Raw genomic sequence first — 23002 nt, forward strand, 5'->3', positions numbered from 1 at the left:
TTGGCCGTATCGTGATCGCAGCGTGGCGACGCCGCCCCTGCACCGGTGGAGAAGGAGATCCGAGTTGTCGGTACCCATGTGGGTCTGGGCGGTCACCATTGCCGGGATCGCCGGACTGTTGCTCTTCGACTACGTCTTCCATGTCCGCAAGGCGCACGCGCCGACCCTGCGTGAGGCCGCGATCTGGTCGTCGATCTATGTCGGCATCGCGATCCTGTTCGGTGTCGGGGTGTGGCTCTTCGGGGGACACCAGATGGGCACCGAGTACTTCGCCGGCTACATCACCGAGAAGGCGCTCTCGGTGGACAACCTCTTCGTCTTCCTGGTGATCATCGCCAGCTTCCGGGTGCCCCGCGAGGACCAGCAGAAGGTGCTCCTCTTCGGCATCACCTTCGCGTTGATCGCCAGGTCCAGTTTCATCGCGGTGGGTGCCGCGATGATCAACACCTTCGCGTGGACCTTCTACCTCTTCGGCGCCATCCTGCTGATCACCGCGGTCAACCTGCTCCGCTCCGACCACGAGGACCCGGACGCGGACAACTTCATCATCAGGGCCGCGAAGCGGATCTTCCACACCACCGACCACTACGACGGCGACAAGCTCTTCACGATCCACAACGGCCGCCGGGCGCTCACCCCGATGCTGCTGGTGATGGTGGCCATCGGCGGCACCGACCTGCTGTTCGCCCTCGACTCGATCCCGGCGATCTTCGGCCTGACGCAGAACGTGTACATCGTCTTCACCGCCACCGCCTTCTCGCTGATGGGGCTGCGACAGCTCTACTTCCTCATCGACGGACTCCTGGATCGACTGATCTACCTCTCCTACGGCCTGGCGGTCATCCTCGGCTTCATCGGCGTCAAGCTGGTGCTGCACGCCCTGCACGAGAACAACCTGCCGTTCATCAACAACGGTGAGCATGTGGACGTGCTGGAGGTGCCCACCGTGGTGTCGCTGCTGGTGATCCTGGGGGTGCTCAGCGTCACCGTCACCGCGTCCCTGCTCAGCGCCAAGGGCAAGGCGCAGATGGTGGTCAAGGGCGCCCGGCGGCACGCCGAGGCCTACCTCGACCTCGAGTACACCGCCGACCCGCAGGAGCGGGAGCGGGTCTACCTCAAACTGCTGGACGAGGAGGCTGCGGTGCGGTCGCTGGAGGCCAAGTACGCCGACGAGATGCTCGCCGACGACGACTCACTGCTGGAGATGTTCCGCCGCGCCCACGCCATCCACGACGACCATCGCGCCGGCCGGGCGGACGACGCGAACTCCTGAGGCATGCGCCCGGACCCCCGGAGTGCTTGACTGAGCCGGTGACATTCACGATCGCCCACCTCACCGACACCCACTTCGGGGGCCTTCCCGGAGCGGCGGCGCGGACCCGCCGGGTGCTGCAGCACCTGGCCGCGATGACCCCCGCGGTGGACGTGCTGCTGGTGACCGGGGACATCGCCGACCACGGCACCGACGAGGAGTACGCCGAGGCGCGCGAGGTGCTGGGCAGCTGGCCCGGCCCGGCGCCGATGCTGCTGTGCCCGGGCAACCATGACGTGCGGGAGCCCTATGCCCGGCTGCTGAGGTCGACCGACACCGGCGGTGCCCTGGACCCGGGCTACCGCTGCGACGAGGTGCACGACGTCGGCCCGGCGCGGTTCGTGATGCTCGACTCGCTGATCAGCGCGCCGCCGGGCGAACGGGTGGACCCGGGGGAGCTGTCCGCCGCGTCGTTGGAGTTCCTCGCCCACGCGCTGGCCGAGACGCGGGCCGAGGCCGGGGCCGCCGGACGCCCGACGTACCTCTGCCTCCACCACCCGCCGACCTCGGTGCATGTCGGTCTGATGGACTCGATCATGCTCGCCAACCCCGAGGCGCTGGCCGAGGTGATCGCCGACCATCCGCAGGTGCAGGCGATCCTCACCGGGCACGCGCACACCGCCTGCGCCACCACCTTCGCCGGCGTACCGGTGCTGGTCGGTGGCGGCGTCGCGTCGACGGTCACTCTCGATGCCGAGGACCTGCCGCTGGTCACCGATGAGCTGCCCCCGATGTTCGCGGTGCACCTGGTCGGTGACGACGGTCGGGTGGTGACGCACTGGCGAGCCGTCCCGATGTAGTCCGTACTCGCGAGTCAACGAGGTTTCGTGACAGGCTGACGCCATGGCCAGGAACAAGGATCCCCAGGGCACGCCTGGGCCGCCGACAACCGTCGTCCTCTTCGGTGCCACCGGCGATCTCGCCCGTCGCAAACTGCTGCCGGGGATGTTCCACCTGTTGCGTTCCGGGCTGCTGCCGCACGTCCAGATCGTCGGCACCTCGCTCGACGAGCACACCCGCGAGTCGTTCATCGAGTTCACCCGTGCCTCGCTCGACGAGTTCGCCGGGGACGTCACCGAGGCGGAGTGGGCCGACTACTCGAGCCGGCTCTTCTGGGCCAAGCCGGGGATCGGCAACCTGCACGCGGCGATCGAGGAGGCCGAGGCCGGCTGCACCGAGCCGCAGCAGCGGTTGCACTACCTCTCGGTGCCGCCGAAGGCGGCGATGAGCGTGATCCACGACCTCAAGGCAGCCGGCCTGGTGGACCGCAGCCGGGTGATCATGGAGAAGCCGTTCGGGACCGACCTGGCCAGCGCCCGGCAGCTCAACGCCGCCGTGCACGAGGTGTTCGACGAGGAACAGGTGTTCCGCATCGACCACTTCCTGGGCAAGGAAGCGGCGCTGAACATCCTGGCCTTCCGGTTCGCCAACGGCCTCTTCGAACCGATCTGGAACCGGACGATGATCGACCACATCCAGATCGACGTACCCGAGGAGCTCGGTCTGGAGCAGCGGGCCTCGTTCTACGAGTCCACCGGCGCCTACCGGGACATGGTGGTCACCCACCTCTTCCAGGTGCTGGCGTTCACCGCGATGGAGCCGCCCACCGAGCTCAACCCGCAGGCGATCACCGAGGAGAAGAACAAGGTCTTCCGGTCGATGCTCCCGATCGAGCCCAAGGACGTGGTCCGCGGCCAGTACGCCGGGTACCGCGACGAGCCGGGGGTGGCGCCGGACTCGGAGACCGAGACCTTCATCGCCCTCAAGTGCTACGTCGACAACTGGCGGTGGGCCGGAGTGCCGTTCTATCTGCGCACCGGCAAGCGGCTGGCGGCCGGTCAGCGGATCATCTCGGTGGCGTTCAAGGAGCCGCCCAAGTCGATGTTCCCGGCCGGGTCCGGGATCGGCCAGAACGGGCCGGACCACCTCACCTTCGACCTGGCCGACCGGTCCAAGGTGTCGCTCTCCTTCTATGGCAAGCGGCCCGGTCCGGGCTTCCGGCTGGAGAAGGTCTCGATGCAGTTCAGCATGGAGGAGACCAGCTGGTCAGGGTCGGTGCTGGAGGCCTATGAGCGGCTGATCCTGGAGGCCGTCAAGGGCAACCACACCCTGTTCACCACCGCCCAGGGTGTGGAGCGGCTCTGGGAGGTGTCGGCACCACTGCTGGAGAACCCGACCCCGGTGCGCATGTACGAGCCCGGGAGTTGGGGTCCCAATCAGATCCACCAGCTGATCGCCCCGCACGCCTGGCGGCTCCCGTTCGAGCGCCGTTGGCGGGACTGACCCCGCCCTCAGTCGCTCTCGGCCTCCTCGACCAACGCGCTGGTGATCAGGCCGGTGTTGTCGGCCGCCTTCTGCACCGAGCGGTGGATCAGTGACTCGATGTCGAGCCCGGTGGCGGTCTTGAGCATCTGCATCGTCTGCACCACGTTGTCGGTGACCTGCTTGGGCAGCACGCCCGCGCCGTCGGTGGAGATCACGGACATGTTGCCGATCGCGGCGATCGGGGCGGCCACCTCCTTGGCGATCTGCGGCAGCACCTCGACCAGCATCTGCAGCACGGCGGCGTCGTTGTAGCCGGCGAACGCCTCGGCGCGCTTCTCCATCGCCTCGGCCTCGGCGTGACCCACCGCCAGCGTCGCGGCGGCCTGGGCCTCACCCTCGGCCCGGGCGGCCTCGGCCTCGGCGACTCGGCGGGCCTTCTCGGCCTCACCGCGGCGGGCACCTTCGATCGCCTCGGCCTCGGCGAGCGCGGACCGGCGGGCCTTCTCCGCCTCACCGCTGAGGCGGGTCTCCTCGGCCTTGGCCTGGGCGTTCGCGATGGCGGCCGCCTTGCGAGCCTCGGCGGCGGCGATGTCGGCGTTGCGGCGGCCCTCGGCCTCCTGCTCCACCCGGTAGCGCTCCGCGTCCGCGGGCTTGCGGACCTGGGTCTCCAGCTCACGCTCGGTGAGCATCGCCTTCTGGACGGCGACCTTCTCCTGCTCGGCCATGATGGCCTGGTCGCGGTCGGCCTGGGCGAGCGGGCCGGCGGCCGCGGCCTGGGCGGAGGCCGCATCGGTCTCGGCCTTGATCTCGGCCTGCTTGAGCTCCAGCGCCCGCTGGGCGATCGCGATCTCCTCCTCGGCCCTGATCCGGGCCTGCTCCGCGGCCTGGCGGGCCTCGGCCTCGGCGATGGAGGCCTGCTGCTGCAGGCGGGCGGCCTCGGGTCGACCGAGGTCGGCCAGGTAGCTGCCGTCGTCGGTGACGTCCTGGATCTGGAAGGTGTCCAGGATCAGGCCCTGGCCGGTCAACGAGGTCTCGGACTCGTCCGCCACCCGCTGGGCGAAGGCGGCCCGGTCACGGATGATCTGCTCCACGGTCAGGCCGCCGACGATGGAGCGGAGCGCACCGGCCAGCACCTCCTGGGTGAACGGCTCGATGTCGTGCTGCTGGGAGAGGAACCGCTGGCCGGCGAGGCGGATCTGGTTGGCGTTGCCGCCGACCTTCACGATGGCCACGCCGTCCAGGTTCAGTTTGATGCCCTGACCGGAGACGGCTCCCCGGATCTGCACCGAGATCCGGCGGCTGGACAGGTCCATGGTGGCGAGCTTCTGCACGAACGGGATCACGAAGACGCCGCCGCCGAGCACGACCTTCTGGCCGGAGAGGTCGGTGGTCATCTCCCCGGTCTCCGGGTTCAGCACCGCCTTGCCCTTGCGGCCGGTGACGATGTACGCCTGGTTGGGGCCGGCGACCTTGTAGCGGCTGGTGACCAACAGCACCAGCAACACCAGCAGCGCGACGAACCCGAGGATCGGGATCAGGGCTTCGATTGTCATGGAGTGACCTTTCCGAGGGGGATCAGTGGAGTTCGCCCCAGACCGGTGCCACGGTCACGGCCGTGGGCGACAGGATGCTGGTGACATGGACTTCGGTGCCGGGCTCGATGGGTTGCGCGGCGCGGGCGTTGAACTGTTTGGTGTGACCGCCGATGACGACCCGGACCACTCCGAAGCCGTCGGCGGGGATGGCGGTGACGACGCGGCCGGAGCGGCCGATGCTGTCCTCGGAGTTCACGGTCCCGTCGCTGGAGCCGTCACGGAGCAACCGGGTCAACCACCAGGCGAACCAGCCGAAGAGCAGCCCGCAGCCGGTCGCGATGGGGAGGGAGACGAGCAGCGGCAGGCCGAAGGCGTCCGCGGTGGCGCCCCCGAACCCGAACGCGGAGACGAAGCCGCCGATCACGGCGCTGGAGAAGGTGTCGCCCAGGGCCTCGAGGCTCTCGAAGAGGCCGTCGAAGAGGTCCCCGATGACCAGCGAGACCGTCAACAGCATCAGTCCCACGAGCCCGAGCACGAGGAAGGTCGTCATGTCACTCTCCGATGGTTGCCGTGATCCTAGCCACAGCCCCCGCGCTCACGAAAGCGGACGAAAACCTGTTGACGAAGAAACCAGTTGACCTCAAGTGTGGTTGAAGTTGCACCATCGTCGTCATGGCCACCACTCCGACCCTGGATCCGCTCGTGCCACCGACCCCACCCCGGTCGCTGCCGCGGGCGCTGACCCCGTTCCGCACCCCCGCCTACCGCCGCCTGGCAGTGGTCCTGTGCCTGATCGTCTTCGCCCACGGCGCCTGGCTGATCGGTCAGGTCTGGGAGGTGATCCGGCTCGGCGGCGGACCCACCCACCTGTCCCTGGTCGCGGCCGCCTCGGCGCTCGGCCTGCTCGCGCCCGCTTTGCTGGCCGGCGTGGTCGCCGACCGGGTGCCGCAGAAGGTGATCATCACCGTCGTGCTGGCTGTCGAGGTGGCGATCATGGCCGTGATCAGCGTCATCTCGCTGGTCGGCGTCACCCAGTTGTGGCATCTCGCGGTGGCGGCGCTGGGCTCCGGCTTCGCGCTGGCCTTCTTCTACCCGGCGTACTCGGCGTGGCTGCCGGCGCTGGTCCCCGAGCAGGACCTGCTCGCCGTGAACGGGTTCGAAGGCACGGTCCGTCCGGTGCTCGGCCAGGCCCTGGGCCCGGCGGTGGCCGGGGCGGTGGTGGGCGCGGTCAACCCGGGCACCGCGCTGCTGGTGGCGACCGTGGCCGCAGCCCTGGGGCTGCTCGCGTTGAGGGCGGTGCCGCATACGCCGGTACGCCGTGACTTCAGCGACCAGGTGGAGCGGCACCCGGTGCGGCACGCGCTGTCCGATATCGGCGAGGGCTTCAGCTACATGGTGCGCACCCCGTGGCTGCTGTTCACGCTGATCTTCGCCTGCCTGTGGGTGCTGCTGGTGGTCGGGCCGATCGAGGTGCTGATCCCGTTCCTGGTCAAGGACGGCCTCGGCGGCGGCGCCGAGCAGCACGCCTGGGTGCTGGCCTCGTGGGGGGTCGGGGGTGCGGTCGGGGCGCTGGCGATGGGGTCGATGCGGATGCCGCGCCGCTACCTGACCGTGATGAACCTGATGTGGGGCGTCGGCTGCCTGCCGATGGTGGTGATGGCCTTCGCGACGAGCATCTGGACGGTGATCGCGGCCGGCTTCGTGCTCGGCGTGATGTTCTCCGGCCCGATGGTGATCTGGGGGACGCTGCTGCAGCGCAGGGTGCCTCCGGCGCTGCTGGGCCGGGTCTCCAGCCTGGACTTCTTCGTGTCGCTGAGTCTGATGCCGGTGTCGATGGCGCTCGCCGGGCCGGTGGCCGAATGGATCGGGCTGCAGATGACGTTCGTGATCGCCGGGATCCTGCCGCTGCCGATGGCGGTGGCGGCGATCGTGCTGGCCCGCATGCCGGCGGATGAGATCGCCCATCCGTTGGATTGACAGGGGCGGGCACTCAGACCACGAGGATGCATCCTTCGATAGCCTCAGCGCGTGCGCCACAGAATACGCAACGTCGTACTGGGATCGGCCATGTCGATGGCGCTCATCGGTTGCACGTTCACGGCACCAGCACACGAGGGTCCCGGCAGTGAGGCGGTGCCAGTCGGAGATCTGGAATGTTCTGGAGCCGGGATTCCGCTGAGCCATGAACTCTCGAACGGCGCGGCGTGGTCCCTTTGTTTCGGTGTGGACAACAAGCGCGGGATGGTGCTCACTGACATTCACTACGCCCCCGTGGCGGGTGAGTGGATCAGTATTGCTGCGGAGATCTCGCTGGCCCAGTTGGAGGTTCCCTACGATCACGGGGAGCGCCTGACCGCTGACATCACCAGCGCCGGCTTCGGTGGTCTGCGGATGCACACGCTGACGGACCTGGAGTGCCTCGGCGACCGCATCGCAGCGCCGGTGCCCAACATTGGCGACGGCAGCAGCTTCGGAGAGACTCCGGTTCGTGAGGTGCTCTGCACGGAGGTCGCCGACTCCGGGCTGGCCTTCCGATCCCGGGAGAACAACACCCTGCTGGCCGCCCGAGGAAGTGAGTGGCGACTGTCGACCATCTCCAAGGTCGGCTGGTACGAGTACGTCAGTCAGTACACATTCGGTTCCGACGGGTCCATCGCCGCGGCGTTGGGGGCCACCGGCGACCTGTCCCCCGTGGACTACGCCGAGGATCCCACGCACGGCTGGTCGGTGGGTCCAGGCGACTCCGATCACGCGGCCAGCCACTCCCACAATGCGGTGTGGCGGATCCATTGGGCGCTCGGCGAGGGACCGCTGAGCGTCGAACAGTACGACGCGACCCCGATCGGCCGGACGGGGAGCCGGTCCCCGATCCTGGAGGGGCGGCTCACCCCGATCGAACGCCCCACCAGCGCCCGATGGGCTGACCGCCGCTGGTGGCGGGTGCTGGCCCCGGGGTCCCTCAACCACGATGGTCGGCCCATCTCCTATCAGTTGGACCTGGGACGTTCCGACGGGTTCACATTCGTCGCCGACCAGGACCGGCATGGGCCGGACGCCGGCTACGACGTGGCCTTCACCAACGCCGACGGATGCCAGGTGTTCGCCACCGCGAACCGGGGTGGGTGCGGCTCCGGGGTGGTGGACTTCGTGAACCGCTCGGCCACCGAGTCGCTGCACGACGTCGTGTCGTGGGTGGCGATCGGGTATCACCATGTGCCTCGGGACGAGGACCAGTCGCCGATGCAGTTGCATTGGCAGGGGTTCACGGCCACACCCCGGGATCTGACCGCACAGCGCGTGGACGTGCCCCCCGGGCGCGAGGAGATCAACGGACAACCCGAGCACTGGGAGGGTGAGCCCGTGGAGGAACTCCTCGGCAACTGAGGTTCGATATGTGAACAATCGTCACGCTGTGAGTCTGTGACTTGTTTCTAGGCTGAACTATTCGCACGAAGAATGCTTGACAGGCGCCCGTCGATACTGCTGTGATAAGCGCCCGGGGTTCCTGTTGTGTGCCTATGACGCGCTTCATTCTCGGAAGTTGCGCGAAAAGGAAACACGTTCCTCTGAGCTTTTCGGTTCAATAGCGCCGAAAGTATTGACAGGAATCTCGTCAACGCGGTGAGGTTGTCTCGGATTGCTCAAGGCGTCTCCCTCCCATTCTTCGTCCTTGATGTCAATCCTCCTCCCATTGGCATGGCAGAAGGGTTCTCGAGATGAGTCGGTCGACAGCATTACGCAGTCCTGCCCGTCGCAGGGTCACGCGAACGTTCCTGGCAAGCGGAATCGCCATCACGCTGGCCGCCTTGGCCCACGCAGCTCCGATGACCGCCCGCGCCGAGGCCGGCGAGGGTGAACAGTCGACCGCCTCCGCCTCCGTCGTCGACGCGACGCTCCTGGGCGCCGACCTGGTCGGCGCCGGCCGCTCGTCGGCGTCGTTCCCGTCCGACCCGGGCCCGGACACCGACGCGCTCAACGTAGACCTGCTCGGCGGGCAGGTGATCCAGTTGGGTGACGTCGCGGTGCCGCTGGACGACTTCATCGACTTCGGTCAGCTCGGCGTGCTCGGCTCGCAGTCGCGCGCGGCCGGCCCGCTGGATGCCTCCGCGATCTCCGGCCTCGTCGCGGGCGACGGGTCGGTGACCCTCGATGGTGCCGAGGCCGGATTCGGGGCCGCCGAGGTGGACCTGCTGTCGTTGTTCCGGTTGATCGGCGCCGATGGGTTCACAGACCTGCTGGTGGACCAGGCGTTGCTGCGGCTCGGTGCCGGTGGAGCCGAGGTGATCGCAGAGAACGGCGAGTTCCTCGACCCCGACGGGGTCGGCGGCCCGGGCCGCTATCGAGTGGTCGAGGCGAGCCTGCTGCTCGGCTCACCGGCCATCGAGGAGGCTGCGGCGCAGATCTACGACGCCATCGGTCTGATCGATGACGCCGTCACCGACGCCATCAACACGATGCTCGACACGAGTGTGATCACCGGAGCGCTCCCGGATGGGTCCGAGTTCTCGATGCAGGTCGAGTCGACGGTCCAGGAGTCGGTCTTCGCGGCGGTGCTCGCCGAGGAGATCACCACCAAGAACAAGGTGCTCAGCGTCGACTTCTCCACCGGTCAGGCTCGACTGCACCTGGATCAGTTGATGTCGGGTGAGATGCGGCCGGGTCAGCCGACCGGGATCAACGCGCAGAACCCGAACACCGAACTGATCCACCACGAGATCTATCCGATGATCGCCGAGACGGTGCACGACCTGATGGAGGAGGTCACCTCGATCGTGCTGGGCGCGGTCGGAGGCGCCCTGGAGTCAGTCACCCTGCACTTCTCCGCGCACTCCGAGGACCCGTCCACCGACAGCAGCGGCACCGCTACCTGGCGGGCCAACCTGATGGACGACGAGCTGGAGTCGTCCGAGTGCACCGGCACCGGTGACAACGGGGACTGGATCTGCCTGTGGCTGACCGGATCGATCGACAACCTGATCGCGCCGTCGTACAACTTCTTCGTCAAGCCCGTCCGCGACTTCCTGATCAGTGACGCCGGCCAGGAGGTCTTCGACCTGCTGATCCGCGACATCAAGACCGGGATGATCACCGTCCCGATCCGAGGCTTGATCGCCCCCGCCCTCGACTTCATCGCCGAGGTGGTCTCCATCCAGGTGAACCGACAGGTCGTCGAGAGCTGCGAACTGGCTGACGGCTCCGAGGTGGTCTCCGGACTCCAGGTGTCGGCACTGAGTCTCGGCATCCTGCAGGGCGCGGACGCCGCTCGGATCAACCTGGGCAACGCGGCTTCCCGGACTGCGAGCTGTGACGGCGTCGTCGGCCGGGCGATCACCGTCGACCCGGACGAGGTCGAGGCCGGTGAGACGACCACGGTTGCCGGTGTGGGCTACACCCCACACGGCACCACCAGCGTGCAACTGACCGACGACCAGGGCGACCCGGTCGGCGATCCGGTGCCGGTCGACAACAACGAGGACGGCTCGTTCAGCACCACCCTCGGAGTCCCGCCGGGCACCGAGCCCGGTGACTACACGGTGGTCGCCACCGACGACAGCACCGGGCTCTGGGCCCAGGCACCCTTGACGGTGTTGCCGCCGCGGGACCGATCCACGGCGCGGGCGAGCCTCGTCGACGCATCCTGGCCCGACTGGGATGCGTTGGGAGTCGGCCGCACCGATGCCGCGTATCCCACCGATCCGGGCCCGAACGCCGAGGCCAACAACCTCCATCTGGCAGGAACCCAGGTGATCAGCTTGGATGACGTGCTGGTGCCGCTGGACGAGTTCGTCGACTTCGGTCAGCTCGGGCTGCTCCGCTCGCAGTCGCGTGCCGACGGGCCGTTGGACGCCTCCGCGATCTCCGGAGTGGCTTCGGCCGACGGCTCGGTGACCCTCGACAGCAGCGAAGGTGGATTCGACCCCGCCGAGATCGACCTGCTGTCGCTGTTCCGGGCGGCGGGCTGGGACGCCTTCACCGATCTCCTGGTGGACGAGGCGCTGTTGCGGCTCGGAGTCGGCGGGGCCGAGGTGGTCGCCGAGAACGGCGAGTTCACCGACCCAGACGGGGTCGGCGGACCGGGCCGCTACCGGGTGGCCGAGGCGAGCCTGCTGTTCAGGTCGCCGGCCATCGAGGAGGCGGCGGCGCAGATCTACGACGCCATCGGCCTGATGGACGCAGCGGCCGAGGAGCAGATCAACCAACTGCTCGACCTCACCGCACTCCTCGATGGGCTCTCCGGCGACACCAAGGTTCGCGCCACCGTCGAGTCGACGATGCAGGAGTCGATCTTCGCGGCGGTGCTCGCCGAGGAGATCACCACCAAGAACAAGGTGCTCAGCGTCGACTTCTCCACCGGCCGGGCCACCATCCACCTGGATCAGTTGATGTCGGGTGAGATGCGGCCGGGTCAGCCGACCGGGATCAACGCGCAGAACCCGAACACCGAACTGATCGACGACGAGATCTATCCGATGATCGCCGAGACGGTGCACGACCTGATGGAGGAGGTCACCTCGATCGTGCTGGGCGCGGTGGAAGGTGCCCTGGACTCGATCACGGTGCGCTTCCTCGCCGACCTGGATGGCGGGCTGCTCGGCGGCGGCACCGCTACCTGGAGCCTGAACCTGATGGCGGCCCAGGTCGAGCCGGTGACCTGCGAGCCACGCGGGCTCAGTGGCGGGCTCCTCTGCGGCATCCTGGTCGGCACGGTGCAGGGTGTCCTCATCCCGCTGGCGGACACCGTCCTCATCCCGGTGCGCGACTTCTTGGTGGGTGATGCTGGACAGCAGGTGTTCGACCTGTTGATCCGCGACATCAAGACCGGGATGATCACCGTGCCGATCCGCCAGGTGGCCGAGCCGTTCCTGGAGGCGATCGCCGAGGTGATCTCGGTGCAGGTCAACCGCCAGGACGTCGGCACCTGTCTGCACGAGGACGGGACGGAGGTCGTTGATCACCTTCGGGTCTCGGCGCTGAGCGTCGGCTTCGTCCGCAGTCAGGACGGGGCCAGGCTCGACCTGGGCAACGCCGAGGCGCGTATCGACGCCTGCGGCTGACGCCGGCACCCACGGACCGCCCCCACCCGCCAGGGTGGGGGCGGTCGCGTGTTCACGGTCAACGCCCGGCGATCTCCAGGGCGCGTTCGGCCTGGTCGACGGCCAGGTCCCGGTCGGCGGGGATCAACCCGATCCGGGTACGTCGATCGAGCAGGTCCGCCACATCGGAGGCGCCCTCGTGGGTGACCCCGAAGATCAACTCCGCCAGGGTGGCCGGGAGTTCCTCACCGATCGGCGCCAGCAGCTCCTCATCGCTCAGGCCACTGACCCGACGCGCCGTCTCGAGCACCAGGGCGGCGTCGGTGCCGAACCGGCGTACCAGTCGTGGATGGTCGGTCAGCCGCGCCAGCCGGGGCCTACTGGCCGCGCCGGAGAGAGGCAGCGTGGCGGTGACGCACGGCCCGGCCTGCTGGCCGCTGACCGCGAGCGCGGCGTCCACCGCGTCCTCGGCCATCTGGCGATAGGTGGTCAGCTTGCCGCCGACCACGGTGACCAGGCCGCTGTCCGCGGTCAGCACGGCGTGCTTGCGGGAGATGTCGGCGGTGACGTCCTCGGCGCCGACCACCGAGTCCAGCAGCGGCCGCAGCCCGGCGAAGGCACCGACCACGTCCTCGCGGCGCACCGAGTGTGTGAACGCGGCCCCGATGACGTCCAGGAGGAAGCCGATCTCGGGCTCGGTCGGCTCGGGGACGTCGGGCACCGGCCCGGTGACGGGTTCATCGGTGAGGCCGACGTAGATGGTGCCGTCGGGCTGCGGCAGCACCAGCACATAGCGGGCCAGCTCGCCGGGCACCGGAGCGGTGACGGCGTGCGCGATGCCGGGCAGGGTGCCGGCCCGGAGCACCAGGTGGGTGCCGCGGCTGGGCCGCAGTCGGATCGAGTCGTCGAGCTGGTCCGCCCACACCCCGGTGGCGTTGATCGTCGAGCGGGTGCTGACCTCGAACTCCTCGCCGCTGGCGTCGGCGAGCACCACCGTGTCGCCGGTGGCCCGGACCGCCCGCGCCCGGGTGCGGATGTGGGCGCCGGCCTCGGCCGCGGTACGGGCGATGGTGGTGACCAGGCGAGCATCGTCCTCGAGCTGGCCGTCCCAGGACACGATGGCGCCGCGCAGCCCCTCGGGGCGCAACGCGGGGATGAGGTGCCGAGCCTCGACCGCGGAGATCCGTCGGGGCCGGGGCAGGATGCCGGCCGGGGTCCGGGCGGCGACCCGCAGCAGGTTGCCACCCTCCATCCCGGCACGGGCGAGTACGCCGTTGAGCCGCGGCACCGAGGAGGCCAGCGGCAACAGCATCGGCAGCGGCCGGGTCAGGTGCGGGGCGGTGGTGCCCATCAGGATGCCGCGTTCGACGGCGCTCTCGTGGGCCACCGCGAGCTGGCCGTGGGCGAGGTAGCGCAGGCCGCCGTGCACCAGCTTGGAGGACCAGCGGGAGGTGCCGAAGGCGAGGTCATGGGCGTCCACGGCCAGCACCGAGAGGCCGCGGCTGACGGCGTCGAGGGCGATTCCGGCACCGGTGACGCCGAGGCCGATCACCACCACATCGACGTGGTCGGGGAGGTCGGCCAGGCCGGCCTGGATCCTGGTCACGGCCGCAGCCCCGCGGCCAGGGCGTGCCGCAGCACGTCGTCGAGCTGGTCGAGGGTGGCCAGGTCGTCGACCATCGTGGATGAGGAGAGCGCGTGCCCGTGCAGCATCAGCATGATCGCCCGGGCCATCACCACCGGGTCGCCGTCGCGCACCTCGCCGGCCCGCTGCCCGGCGCTGATCCGGTTGGCGAGCAGGTGGATCGAGGTCTCCTGGGCGCGGCCGCGACGCTGCAGCAGGTAGGGGAGCAGGAGCTCGGGGTCGAGGTCGAGCACCCTGCGGATCAGGTCGTTGGAGCGCAGGGCGCCCAGCGAGGTGATCAGGGCATCGGCGATGCCGTCCGCGGTGGTGGGCGCGTCCTTGCCATCGACGACCACGCCGGCGATCTGCGACCACTCCTCGGTGAGCAGGTCGCCGAGCAGGCGTTCCATGTCGGGCCAGGCGCGATAGATCGTCATCCGGGAGACGCCGGAGCGGCGGGCGACCTCGGTCAGGGTGGCGCGTCGCCACCCGACGTCGAGGATCAGCCCACGGGCCGCAGCCAGGTACTTGTTACGAATGGACGTCATGTGTCACACTGTAACACATGACCCTTCCCGAGATGCACCCCCAGCGTTGGGGCGACCCGGCCCGTCAGACCGATCTTCCCGAGGGTGCCGACGGCCTGATCGCCCTCGCTTTCGGCGAGCTGCAGCCCGCCCCGGCGGTGCCCCAGGCGCCGCTGCCGGCCCCCCGACTCAGCGCCGAGCAGCTGCGGCAACTCGCAGCCATCGTCGGCGCAGAGCACGTGCTCACCGAGGACGACGTACGCCGGCTGCGGACCCGGGGCAAGTCCACGCCGGACCTGCTCAAGGCCCGCGCCGGTGACCTCAGTGACGCCCCGGACGCCGTGGTCCGGCCCGCTACCGCGGCCGAGATCGCCGACCTGGTGGCCTTCTGCCAGCAGGAGCAGGTGGCGCTGGTGCCGTTCGGTGGCGGCACCTCGGTGACCGGCGGCCTGGCCGTGGCCCGGGAGGGGTTCGCGGCGGTGCTCAGCCTGGACCTGATCCGGATGAAGGCGCTGCGTTCGTTCGACCCGGTCTCGATGACCGCGGTGCTCGAGCCGGGACTGCGCGGCCCTGAGGCCGAGGCGTTGCTCGCCGAGCGCGGCCTCACCCTCGGCCACTTCCCGCAGTCGTTCGAGTACGCCACCATCGGCGGCTTCGCGGCGACCCGCTCCTCGGGCCAGTCCTCGGCCGGGTACGGGCGGTTCGACGCGCTGGTGGTCGGCCTCGAGGTGGTCACCCCCGCAGGCCTGCTCACCCTCGGCTCCTCCCCGGCCAACGCGGCGGGCCCGGACCTGCGACAGCTGATCCTGGGCTCGGAGGGCACCCTCGGGGTGATCACCGCGGTGACCGTCCGGGTGCGGAAGCTGCCCGAGGAGAAGGTGTACGAAGGGTGGCGCTGGCCCTCCTTCCAGGCCGGCGCGGCGGCGATGCGGCGGCTGGCCCAGGCCGGTGTGATGCCGACCGTGCTGCGGCTCTCGGACGAGGCGGAGACGGCGATCAACCTGGCCGATCCCGCCGCGATCGGGTCGGCCGGTGAGGGCTGCCTGATGATCGTCGGCCACGAGGGCGAGCCGGAGCTGGTGGCGGCCCGCCGGGCCGTGGTCACCGCGGTCCTCACCGAGCTGGGTGGCAACTGTGTCGGCGAGGAGGCGGGCGCCAAGTGGGCGCACGGCCGCTTCGACGCGCCGTACCTGCGCGACAGCCTGCTGGACGCCGGGGTGCTGGTGGAGACCCTGGAGACGGCGACCTTCTGGAGCAACGTCGACCGGCTCTACGCCGACGTCAAGCAGGCGCTGGAGACCAGCCTGGGGGCGGGGACGATGGTGCTCTGCCACATCTCGCACGTCTACGAGACCGGCTGCTCGCTGTACTTCACCGTCGCCACCAAGGCGGCCGAGGAGCCGCTCGCCCAGTGGCAGGTGGCCAAGCAGGCCGCCAGTGACGCGATGATCGCAGCCGGCGCGACCATCACCCACCATCATGCGGTGGGCACCGACCACCGGCCCTGGCTGGCCGAGGAGATCGGGCCGGTGGGGGTCGGCATCCTGCGCGCGGTGAAGGCCGAGCTTGACCCGACCGGCGTACTCAACCCGGGGGTGCTGATCCCATGAGGTCCTTCACCTTCCTGGTCAACCCCAACAGTGGCGGCGGCGCAGCGCCTGAGTCGGTGGTGCCGCTGACCCGCCGGCTGCGCGACGCCGGCGCCGAGGTCGAGGTGACCTACTCGCCGGGACCCGAGGCGGTGCCGACCCTGGTGGGTCGGGCCGTGGGCCGCGGCGACGTGGTGGTGGCCGTCGGCGGCGACGGGATGCTCTCCTCGCTGGCCGGCGAGGTGGCCGCCGCGGGCGGCACGCTGACGATCGTGCCGGCCGGACGTGGCAACGACTTCGCCCGGATGCTCGCGCTGCCGACCGAGGATGAGCCGCTGGCGCGGTTGCTGCTCGACGGTGAGGTGCGACCGGTGGACCTGGTCGCGGCCACCTTCGGGGACCAGCCGACGCGCATCGTGGCCGGATCGGTGTACGCCGGGGTGGATGCCCGCGCGGCAGCGATCGTGGACACCGCGCACTGGTTGCCGGGGAAGCTGCAGTACCCCTATGCGGCGGTCCGGGCGTTGGCCACCTACCGACCGCACCGGGTGCGTGTCGAGGTCGACGGGGAGGGGCGCGACTACCAGGCGGCAGCGGTGGTGGTGGCCAACTCCGGCTACTACGGCAAGGGGATGCACATCGCCCCCGACGCCGTGGTCGATGACGGCCTGCTGGACGTGGTGGTGATCGAAGCGGCCTCACGGCGCGACCTGATCCGCCGGCTGCCCAAGGTGTACGACGGGACGCACGTGCAGTTCGAGCAGGTGCACGTGTTGCGCGGTCGCCGAGTGGTGCTGCACACCCTCGACGGCCTGGGTATGCCCACCGGTGGTGACGGCGAGCCGCTCGGTCCGGTGCCGGGTGTCGGCCGGCCACCGCTGGTGGTCGAGGTGCGTGAGGCGGCCCTCAACGTCATCCGCTGAGGAACCCTTGGCTCCTGGCTCCGCTCATGGAAGGTGGACAGATCGCTCCCGGCCTCCCGGCCGGTGCACCGCCTCCCCTTCTCACGACTCAAAGGGTGCCTCAGCTCTCACGCCGGGCCCTTTGCTGGAGTCGCAGATCCCGATCCTGACCTGAGGTCGATACCGCCCGACCCTTCCAGGCCGGAAAGACCCGTGGAAGTGTCAGGAGACCCGATTTAGGTGGTTTCGCCGATGCCAGGTCAGGCGAGGCCGCCCTAGCGTCTGCTGGCATGAACCTTCTCTCCTGGCTCGCCGACCGACCGGTGTCCAGCCTGTGGCTCGTCGTCGTCCTGCCGTTCTTCACGATTCCGACCGTCCTCATCTCCCCGCTCGTGCTGCCCGAGGACGCCACGTGGGCCCACGCCACCTTCCACCTGGTCTATCTTCCGGTGATCGCGCTGGCGATCGCGCTCATGGTCACGCTGCTCCGAGCGCCGTCGCGCTCGCACGTCCGGAAGCTCTACGCGCTGATCCTCGCCTGCCAATCGGCAGCCGCGTTCGGTCATGCCGGCGAGTTGGTGGTCACGATCCGGGAGGGCTTCTTCGCTGCTCCGGAGGCGGTGTTCGAGCAGGCCGATCACATGTTCTTCGCCAACTTCGCCGTCTTCGGGCTGATGCTGAGTGTCCTGGTCGTCATCGCCACCAGCATCGTCATCGGAGTCGACCGCGCGCGTGCGCGTCGGAGAGTCAGCAGATCTGTGCCCGGGTGAGGCAAGATCAGCTCATGCGGGGTTCTGCTCTCGTACGCGTGGCGCTACTGGCGATCGCCGGTGCGACTGGTCTCGTCCTGACCGCACGCCCCGGGGTCGACTCGTTCGCGTCCTCGCCGGTCATCGCGGCCGGGCTGGCGGCGGGCGCCGTCCTCACCGGCCTCGTCGCAGCACGTTCGGCGGCCGGTCGGTTGACCGCGCTGCTGTGGTGGGGCGCGGCGATGCTCGCCTTCTACCAACTGCTGCTGGCGTCGGCTGGTCCCGTCTATGCGTCCTGGCCAGGAGAACCCTGGGCCCATGCGCTCGTGCGCCTCGCGTTCGCCGCCCACATTCCGCCGATGACCATCGCCGCGCTGGCCGCGCTTGCGGTGAGGAGAGCGCTGCATGAGGGATCACGACGGCGACCCGGTCGCGGCCTCTCGATCACGATCGTCGTCCTCGCGATGGCCTCGGCCGGGACGTTCCTCGCAGCCGCCGAACCGTTTCCGCCGTTCGAGCGCGCCGCCGGCCCCATCGGGGGAGGCTGGCTGGTGCCGGCCGGCCTCGTTCTCAACCTCGGCTGGTTGGCCAGTTTCGCTGCGCCCGCCATCGTCCACCTGGCCGATCTGCGCCGCGCCGGCCGCGAACCGGGGGATCGGCGCAAACGACACGCGGTGGCGGCAACCGGTGCCTGCCTGCCCGTCGCCCAGGTGCTGGCGTGTGGACTGCTCGGGGTAGCTGCCGCGTCGTCGGGGCTCGGTGAGGACGCCGCCGCTGTCGTCCTCATCGCCGGCCTGGGGCTGATGTGGCCGCTCACCGCGACCGCGCTCGCGCTGGCTGTCCGCGACACCGGAACCGCTGCGGAATATTCCGTCACACTCCGGGTGCTCTCACGAGCGCTCGCGCTCGCCCTCGGCGCAGTGATCGTCCTGGTCGCAGCCACCATCGCCGTGACGCTGCTCCTCACCTGGCCGGCGTTGGGCGGTCTGGGGGCTGCCTTGGTCGCTGGGGTCGTCGTCGTAGCCCTCCAGCCTCTGGTGCGGCGCCTCGGCGACGGCGTCTCCGGGGTGCCGTCGGGCGGCCCGGTGGGCGCTGCCGAGGACGAAGGCCCGCCCGCCGAGCCGGTGCAACTCGGGATCGTTCCACCGCCGAAGGACGGCAGCCCCATCGACGCACTCTCGACGCGTGAAAGGGAGGTGCTGGGGCTCGTGGCGGACGGTCTGAGCAACGCTGGTATCGCCGCTCAACTCGTGCTGTCAACACGCACCGTGGAGGCGCACCTGCGGTCCGTGTTCACCAAGCTTGACCTCCCCGATGGCCGCGGTGACAACCGGCGGGTCCTTGCAGCTCTGGTCTGGCACTCCGGCCAGTTGTCGGCCCGCGGCAGCCACGATCAGGACGCCGACATGAGGCGCCCCGGGGCTTCCTAGGAGGGTGCGTTCCGCCAATCCCGAGTGAACCGACCTCCAACGCCAGCAGCACCGTCTCGGCCTCCGCCCGCCCTCGTACGCCGGCACTCCCGCGCAGGGAACCGAATCGGTGCGGGCATCGTCATATCGGGAGTCGTGTGCTGAGCCGGGATGAACGGGGGCAGTCTGGACCGTTGTACCGCCTCCCCTTCTCGCGACTGAAAGGGTGCGTCAGCCCTCGCCGACGAATGGAGCGCGGTTGTGAGAGTTCGTCGTGTGGCGGGACTGATGGTCGCGGGGCTACTGGTACTGACCAGCCTGGCTGTGGCGTCTCCGGGAGCCTCGTCGTCCGATGATGAGGCACCTGAGCTCGACCCGGGCTACCTCAATGCCAACCCCGATGGTGAGCTTATAGATGCCGCGGAGGCTGCGTCGGGGCTCTACGACGAGCCCGGGTTCGGCATCGTGGAGATGGACTACGCCCAACGCCGGGTGATCATCCGCTGGAAGGGCCGCCCACCTGAGGCCGTCACGGACCTGATCGCGGCGGCCCCTAAGGGCATCGGGATTGTGGTCGAACCGGCCGATTTCTCTGAGAGTGAAGTGCCAGCTGCTGGGCATCGCCTATTCGAGGAGGCGAGGGAGCGCGACGATCTGGATATCAGCATGGTCGAACCGCTGCCCGACCGGTCCGGCCTCGACGTCTACCTCCTTGGGTATGACGCATCGAGGATCACTCCGCAGGCTGAGAGTGAGCTGCGTGAAGAGCTGTCACGCGTCGCGGGGGTCCCCGTAGTGAAGATCGTCGAAGGCGAGGGGATTCGAGGTCTGGGACGCTGGGATGACGCCGCCCCTTGGATCGCTGGAGGGGCCTTGGGCGTGATCGGGGGTGTCAGGACCATGCACCTGAACTCGCTGGTCGGCGAGCTGGAGTTGCATCGAGACCACGAGGTGCTTGCGGGGTCACGCGACCACCCGGTCACCGAGACCACGTCGTAGTGCACCTTGCCCTTGCCCTTCCTCGAAGACGTCGCGAGCAGACTTCGTGAGTCTCGTCGAACGCTTGACGGCGGCCGGCGCGACCCTCCACGATGTCGCACGTGGATCTTTCCAGCATCCTGCTCGGGTTGTACCTCGCTGTCGTCGCACTGTCCGTGGGCGCAGTGGCGTTCCTCGTTGCTCGGCACCTGAGGACGACGAGGGTCATGCCGGCGGATGCGGGCGGCCCGTCGCGTTCCCGACGCCCCGATACCAAATAGCCGCGGAGATCCTGACGAAGGCCAACCGTCCAACAACTTCCAGTCCGCGACTAGGAAGGGCGGGGGCGGCTCTTGGCGACTGAACTGAACCCCCACGCCAGCAGCACCGTCTCGGCCTCCGCCCGCACTCGTACGCCGGCACTCCCGCGCAGCCGCACCGCGTCACCCGCCCCGAGCGCAGGGCCGCCGTCGGTCAACTGCACCGACCCGGTGGGCACGTACAGGTGCGTCAACGCCTCCCCGGGCAGTGGCAGTTCCCCACCCGGGCCGACCTGAGCGGCGTACAAGGTGGCCCCGGCGGTGCCGATCCTCGCCAGCGCGTCCCCGCGCGACCCGGAGGCGATCGGCACCCACTCCGAGGCCGCTTCGACCGGGACCACGTTGTGGCGCGGCGCGCCTCCGGAGGAGTCCGGGCGCAGCCACATCTGGACGAACCGGGTCGGACCGTCGGCCAGTTCGGAGTGCCGGATCCCGGCGCCGGCCGACATCACCTGCGCAGCGCCGGCGGGCACCTCGACCCGTGCGCCGGTCGAGTCGGTGTGGGTGAGCACCCCGTCGAGCACCCAGGAGACGATCTCCAGGTCCGCATGCCCGTGCATCGGATAGCCGCCCCCGGGGGCGAGCGCGTCGTCGAAGTGACAGATCAGCGGCCCGAAGCCGAGGTTCGCGGGGTCGTAGTGCCCGCCGAACGCGAACGAGTGCTTGGTCTCCCGGCCGGGCTCGGAGATCACCTGGCGGTCCGCGCCCCGGCGTACCTCGATCGAATCGGCCACCGGCTCATGGTAGGACGAAGCCATGGAACGGCTTCTCGTCACCGGCGGTGCTGGCTTCATCGGAGCCAACTTCGTCGCGCACGCACTCGCCCACTCCGAGGCCCGGGTCACGGTGCTGGACAAGCTCACCTATGCCGCCACCCGGGAGGCCTTGGACAGCCTGCCCGGCGACCGGCTGGAGTTGGTCGTCGGTGACGTGGCCGATGCCGGGGTGGTCGGACCGCTCGTCGATGTCGCCGACGCGGTGGTCCACTTCGCCGCCGAGTCCCACAACGACAACGCGCTGGCCGACCCGAGCCCGTTCGTGAGCACCAACCTGGTCGGCACCTTCACCGTGCTCGAGGCGGTCCGCCGCACCGGCACCCGGCTGCATCATGTCTCCACCGACGAGGTGTACGGCGAAGCGGCTGCGGACGAGTGGTTCACCGAGTCTTCGTCGTACGCACCGAGCAACCCGTACGCCGCCACGAAGGCCGGCGCGGACCACCTGGTGCGGGCGTGGGTGCACAGCTACGGCATCGACGCGACGATCAGCACCTGCGCCAACAACTACGGCCCGTGGCAGCACGTGGAGAAGTTCATCCCGCGGCAGATCACGAACCTGATCGACGGGCAGCCCCCGAAGCTGTACGGCGCCGGGCGGCAGCAGCGGGACTGGATTCACGTCGCCGACCACTCGGCCGCGGTATGGCAGGTGCTGGCTGAGGGCCGGGTCGGCGAGACCTACCTGATCGGCGCCGAGGAGGTGCACACCAACCTCGAGATCGCGCGGATGCTGCTGGAGATCTTCGAGCGTGATCCGGGCGAGCTGGAGTTCGTCGCAGACCGCCCCGGCCACGACCAGCGCTACGCCACCGACCCGACCAAGGTGCGCACCGAACTGGGCTGGACGCCGACGCACACCGACCTGAGCTCGGGGCTGGCTGCCTGCGTCGACTGGTACCGCGAGCATGAGTCCTGGTGGCGGCCGGTCAAGGCTGGCGTGGAGGCGCGGTACGCCGCCCGCGGCCAGTAAGACGTCACGCGTAGTGGTCGCTGGAGGAGCCACCACGCATGACGTCCCCCATTGGTTCCGCCCGCCAGTGGCACAATCACGCTCGTGACGCACTGTGGCTGGGAGTTCGCTGGCCCACACTGGCTCGGTGTCTTGTTCTGGGTCGGAGTCGGGATCGGTGTCTGGGGCGCGACCCTGGCCGCGTACGTCTGGCTTCCCCAGCAGGGTCGGGCACGGTACTGGTGGCTCCCGGCGGTGGTGGTCGGGGTCCCGTTCCTGCTTGAGTGGCGTCGTACGCTCAGCCAACTGGAGACCGGGTGGCCCTGGGTGCTCGGGGCCGTGAGTAGCCTGGCGACGGTGGTCGTGGTGGAGCGTCGCAGTCGGCCCCCGAGTGGGCGGGCCATCGTGGCGAGCCCGGCCTGGGTGAAGGCGCTCCGCTGGACTCGCGTCACCACGGTGACTGTCTGCCTCAGCGGATTCGCAGCGGCAGCCGTGTCGATCGCGGTCTTGGCCCAGCCGCGCTGGTGCTGACCGCGGCCAGTGACCTGCTGGACGTCATGGTCGGGCTGCTGAACCCTCGTTCTGGGACAAGCCGCTCGACCGTGCAGTGGTAGGCGTGGGAGTGTTTGTCACCCAGGCGTTGCGCGATCAGAAGCCCGCATCGTTTGAAGAAGCGTTGGATCTCTATGTGCAGGCCGTGAGTTGAGAACAATCCCCAAGGCGCTGAGACGGCTTGCCCATAGGCAGGTCGATGCGTCGGATGACATCGACGCACTGCTCGGCAAGCACGGCGGTGCCACTGTGGTGGTTGACGAATCCTCCATCGAGGAGGTCGGGATGGGCTTTGACCGGATGGTCACGGTTCGGGGCACGAGTCAACATGGAGAGTTCGAGCAGCGCCTGCACTTCACAGGCAATGAGTTCGGAACTTGGTATCTCAACTTCTCATCGGTGCGCGCCACCGTTGTGGCCCTGGTGAGCACGGGGGGCGGTCACCATCGTCTGGTGCCGCCCCACGAGCCCTGCTGAC

At 69.3% G+C, this 23002-nt stretch carries 19 protein-coding genes; 14 read left to right on the forward strand and 5 right to left on the reverse strand.

Going from position 1 to position 23002, the window contains the following annotated elements; translation table 11 throughout:
- The first annotated feature begins 64 nt into the window (after positions 1-64).
- Genes JKG67_RS15445 through zwf form a run of 3 tightly spaced genes read left to right on the forward strand, consistent with a single transcriptional unit; the run spans position 65 to position 3595 of the window.
- Positions 65-1273: a TerC family protein gene (locus JKG67_RS15445; RefSeq protein WP_238998534.1), complete on the forward strand. Its 1209-nt coding sequence runs from the start codon at positions 65-67 to the stop codon at positions 1271-1273.
- A 38-nt stretch (positions 1274-1311) separates the two neighbouring features.
- The gene (locus JKG67_RS15450; RefSeq protein WP_203338231.1) at positions 1312-2112 is read left to right on the forward strand and encodes a metallophosphoesterase; all 801 of its coding nucleotides are present in this window, start codon (positions 1312-1314) and stop codon (positions 2110-2112) included.
- Between the two features lie 43 nt (positions 2113-2155).
- Positions 2156-3595 (forward strand): glucose-6-phosphate dehydrogenase, encoded by a 1440-nt coding sequence (zwf, locus tag JKG67_RS15455; RefSeq protein ID WP_203338232.1) that lies wholly within the window; start codon positions 2156-2158, stop codon positions 3593-3595.
- 8 nt (positions 3596-3603) lie between these two features.
- Here the strand turns inward: zwf and JKG67_RS15460 are convergent, their stop codons facing one another.
- The gene (locus JKG67_RS15460; RefSeq protein ID WP_203338233.1) at positions 3604-5130 is read right to left on the reverse strand and encodes a flotillin family protein; all 1527 of its coding nucleotides are present in this window, start codon (positions 5128-5130) and stop codon (positions 3604-3606) included.
- A 22-nt stretch (positions 5131-5152) separates the two neighbouring features.
- The gene (locus JKG67_RS15465) at positions 5153-5662 is read right to left on the reverse strand and encodes an NfeD family protein (protein WP_203338234.1); all 510 of its coding nucleotides are present in this window, start codon (positions 5660-5662) and stop codon (positions 5153-5155) included.
- Positions 5663-5784: 122 nt separating this feature from the next.
- Here JKG67_RS15465 and JKG67_RS15470 point away from each other — a divergent pair, with 122 nt between their 5' ends.
- The 3 genes from JKG67_RS15470 to JKG67_RS15480 all read left to right on the forward strand — a co-directional run bounded on the left by JKG67_RS15470 (position 5785) and on the right by JKG67_RS15480 (position 12167).
- Complete coding sequence (locus JKG67_RS15470) at positions 5785-7089, forward strand: MFS transporter (RefSeq protein WP_203338235.1); 1305 nt, start codon at positions 5785-5787, stop codon at positions 7087-7089.
- 96 nt (positions 7090-7185) lie between these two features.
- Positions 7186-8496, forward strand: a complete 1311-nt coding sequence (locus JKG67_RS15475) for a copper amine oxidase (RefSeq protein WP_275403401.1) — start codon at positions 7186-7188, stop codon at positions 8494-8496.
- A gap of 422 nt (positions 8497-8918) precedes the next feature.
- Positions 8919-12167: a choice-of-anchor G family protein gene (locus JKG67_RS15480; RefSeq protein ID WP_203338237.1), complete on the forward strand. Its 3249-nt coding sequence runs from the start codon at positions 8919-8921 to the stop codon at positions 12165-12167.
- A gap of 58 nt (positions 12168-12225) precedes the next feature.
- Here the strand turns inward: JKG67_RS15480 and JKG67_RS15485 are convergent, their stop codons facing one another.
- A complete protein-coding gene (locus tag JKG67_RS15485; protein WP_203338238.1) occupies positions 12226-13752 on the reverse strand; it encodes a glycerol-3-phosphate dehydrogenase/oxidase in 1527 nt (508 codons plus the stop codon).
- Positions 13749-14318: a TetR/AcrR family transcriptional regulator gene (locus JKG67_RS15490; protein WP_203338239.1), complete on the reverse strand. Its 570-nt coding sequence runs from the start codon at positions 14316-14318 to the stop codon at positions 13749-13751. The genes JKG67_RS15485 and JKG67_RS15490 overlap by 4 nt, the downstream gene beginning before the upstream one ends.
- A gap of 17 nt (positions 14319-14335) precedes the next feature.
- On the opposite strand from JKG67_RS15490, the gene JKG67_RS15495 reads away from it, so the two are divergent.
- The 5 genes from JKG67_RS15495 to JKG67_RS15515 all read left to right on the forward strand — a co-directional run bounded on the left by JKG67_RS15495 (position 14336) and on the right by JKG67_RS15515 (position 19945).
- Positions 14336-15907: an FAD-binding oxidoreductase gene (locus tag JKG67_RS15495; RefSeq protein WP_238998536.1), complete on the forward strand. Its 1572-nt coding sequence runs from the start codon at positions 14336-14338 to the stop codon at positions 15905-15907.
- Positions 15904-16809 (forward strand): diacylglycerol/lipid kinase family protein, encoded by a 906-nt coding sequence (locus JKG67_RS15500; RefSeq protein ID WP_203338240.1) that lies wholly within the window; start codon positions 15904-15906, stop codon positions 16807-16809. Before JKG67_RS15495 ends, JKG67_RS15500 begins: the two co-directional genes overlap by 4 nt.
- A 269-nt stretch (positions 16810-17078) precedes the next feature.
- Complete coding sequence (locus JKG67_RS15505; RefSeq protein WP_203338241.1) at positions 17079-17558, forward strand: hypothetical protein; 480 nt, start codon at positions 17079-17081, stop codon at positions 17556-17558.
- Positions 17559-17572: 14 nt separating this feature from the next.
- Positions 17573-18967: a helix-turn-helix domain-containing protein gene (locus JKG67_RS15510; RefSeq protein ID WP_203338242.1), complete on the forward strand. Its 1395-nt coding sequence runs from the start codon at positions 17573-17575 to the stop codon at positions 18965-18967.
- A gap of 255 nt (positions 18968-19222) precedes the next feature.
- Complete coding sequence (locus JKG67_RS15515; protein ID WP_203338243.1) at positions 19223-19945, forward strand: hypothetical protein; 723 nt, start codon at positions 19223-19225, stop codon at positions 19943-19945.
- A gap of 310 nt (positions 19946-20255) precedes the next feature.
- Here JKG67_RS15515 and JKG67_RS15520 read toward each other — a convergent pair whose 3' ends face one another.
- Positions 20256-21002 carry a pirin family protein gene (locus JKG67_RS15520; protein ID WP_203338244.1) on the reverse strand — a complete coding sequence of 249 codons (747 nt, stop codon included), beginning with the start codon at positions 21000-21002 and terminating at the stop codon, positions 20256-20258.
- On the opposite strand from JKG67_RS15520, the gene rfbB reads away from it, so the two are divergent.
- From rfbB to JKG67_RS15535, 3 genes are all read left to right on the forward strand, one after another.
- Entirely contained in the window at positions 21001-21993 is a 993-nt protein-coding gene (gene rfbB / locus JKG67_RS15525; RefSeq protein ID WP_203338245.1) for a dTDP-glucose 4,6-dehydratase, read from the forward strand. The genes JKG67_RS15520 and rfbB overlap by 2 nt on opposite strands.
- Positions 21994-22077: 84 nt before the next feature.
- Positions 22078-22503: a hypothetical protein gene (locus tag JKG67_RS15530; RefSeq protein ID WP_203338246.1), complete on the forward strand. Its 426-nt coding sequence runs from the start codon at positions 22078-22080 to the stop codon at positions 22501-22503.
- A gap of 171 nt (positions 22504-22674) precedes the next feature.
- Positions 22675-23001, forward strand: coding sequence for a hypothetical protein (locus JKG67_RS15535; RefSeq protein ID WP_203338247.1), 327 nt, complete (start codon positions 22675-22677; stop codon positions 22999-23001).
- Position 23002 lies beyond the last annotated feature (1 nt).

Source organism: Nocardioides limicola (genome assembly GCF_016827675.1).
Classification (GTDB): Bacteria; Actinomycetota; Actinomycetes; order Propionibacteriales; family Nocardioidaceae; genus Nocardioides; species Nocardioides limicola.

Coding starts and splice junctions, on each gene's coding strand:
- zwf (WP_203338232.1), top strand. CDS start 2,156: ATGGCCAGGAACAAGGATCCCCAGGGCACGCCTGGGCCGCCGACAACC.
- JKG67_RS15460 (WP_203338233.1), bottom strand. CDS start 5,130: ATGACAATCGAAGCCCTGATCCCGATCCTCGGGTTCGTCGCGCTGCTG.
- JKG67_RS15465 (WP_203338234.1), bottom strand. CDS start 5,662: ATGACGACCTTCCTCGTGCTCGGGCTCGTGGGACTGATGCTGTTGACG.
- JKG67_RS15470 (WP_203338235.1), top strand. CDS start 5,785: ATGGCCACCACTCCGACCCTGGATCCGCTCGTGCCACCGACCCCACCC.
- JKG67_RS15475 (WP_275403401.1), top strand. CDS start 7,186: ATGGCGCTCATCGGTTGCACGTTCACGGCACCAGCACACGAGGGTCCC.
- JKG67_RS15490 (WP_203338239.1), bottom strand. CDS start 14,318: ATGACGTCCATTCGTAACAAGTACCTGGCTGCGGCCCGTGGGCTGATC.
- JKG67_RS15495 (WP_238998536.1), top strand. CDS start 14,336: ATGACCCTTCCCGAGATGCACCCCCAGCGTTGGGGCGACCCGGCCCGT.
- JKG67_RS15500 (WP_203338240.1), top strand. CDS start 15,904: ATGAGGTCCTTCACCTTCCTGGTCAACCCCAACAGTGGCGGCGGCGCA.
- JKG67_RS15505 (WP_203338241.1), top strand. CDS start 17,079: ATGAACCTTCTCTCCTGGCTCGCCGACCGACCGGTGTCCAGCCTGTGG.
- JKG67_RS15510 (WP_203338242.1), top strand. CDS start 17,573: ATGCGGGGTTCTGCTCTCGTACGCGTGGCGCTACTGGCGATCGCCGGT.
- rfbB (WP_203338245.1), top strand. CDS start 21,001: ATGGAACGGCTTCTCGTCACCGGCGGTGCTGGCTTCATCGGAGCCAAC.
- JKG67_RS15520 (WP_203338244.1), bottom strand. CDS start 21,002: ATGGCTTCGTCCTACCATGAGCCGGTGGCCGATTCGATCGAGGTACGC.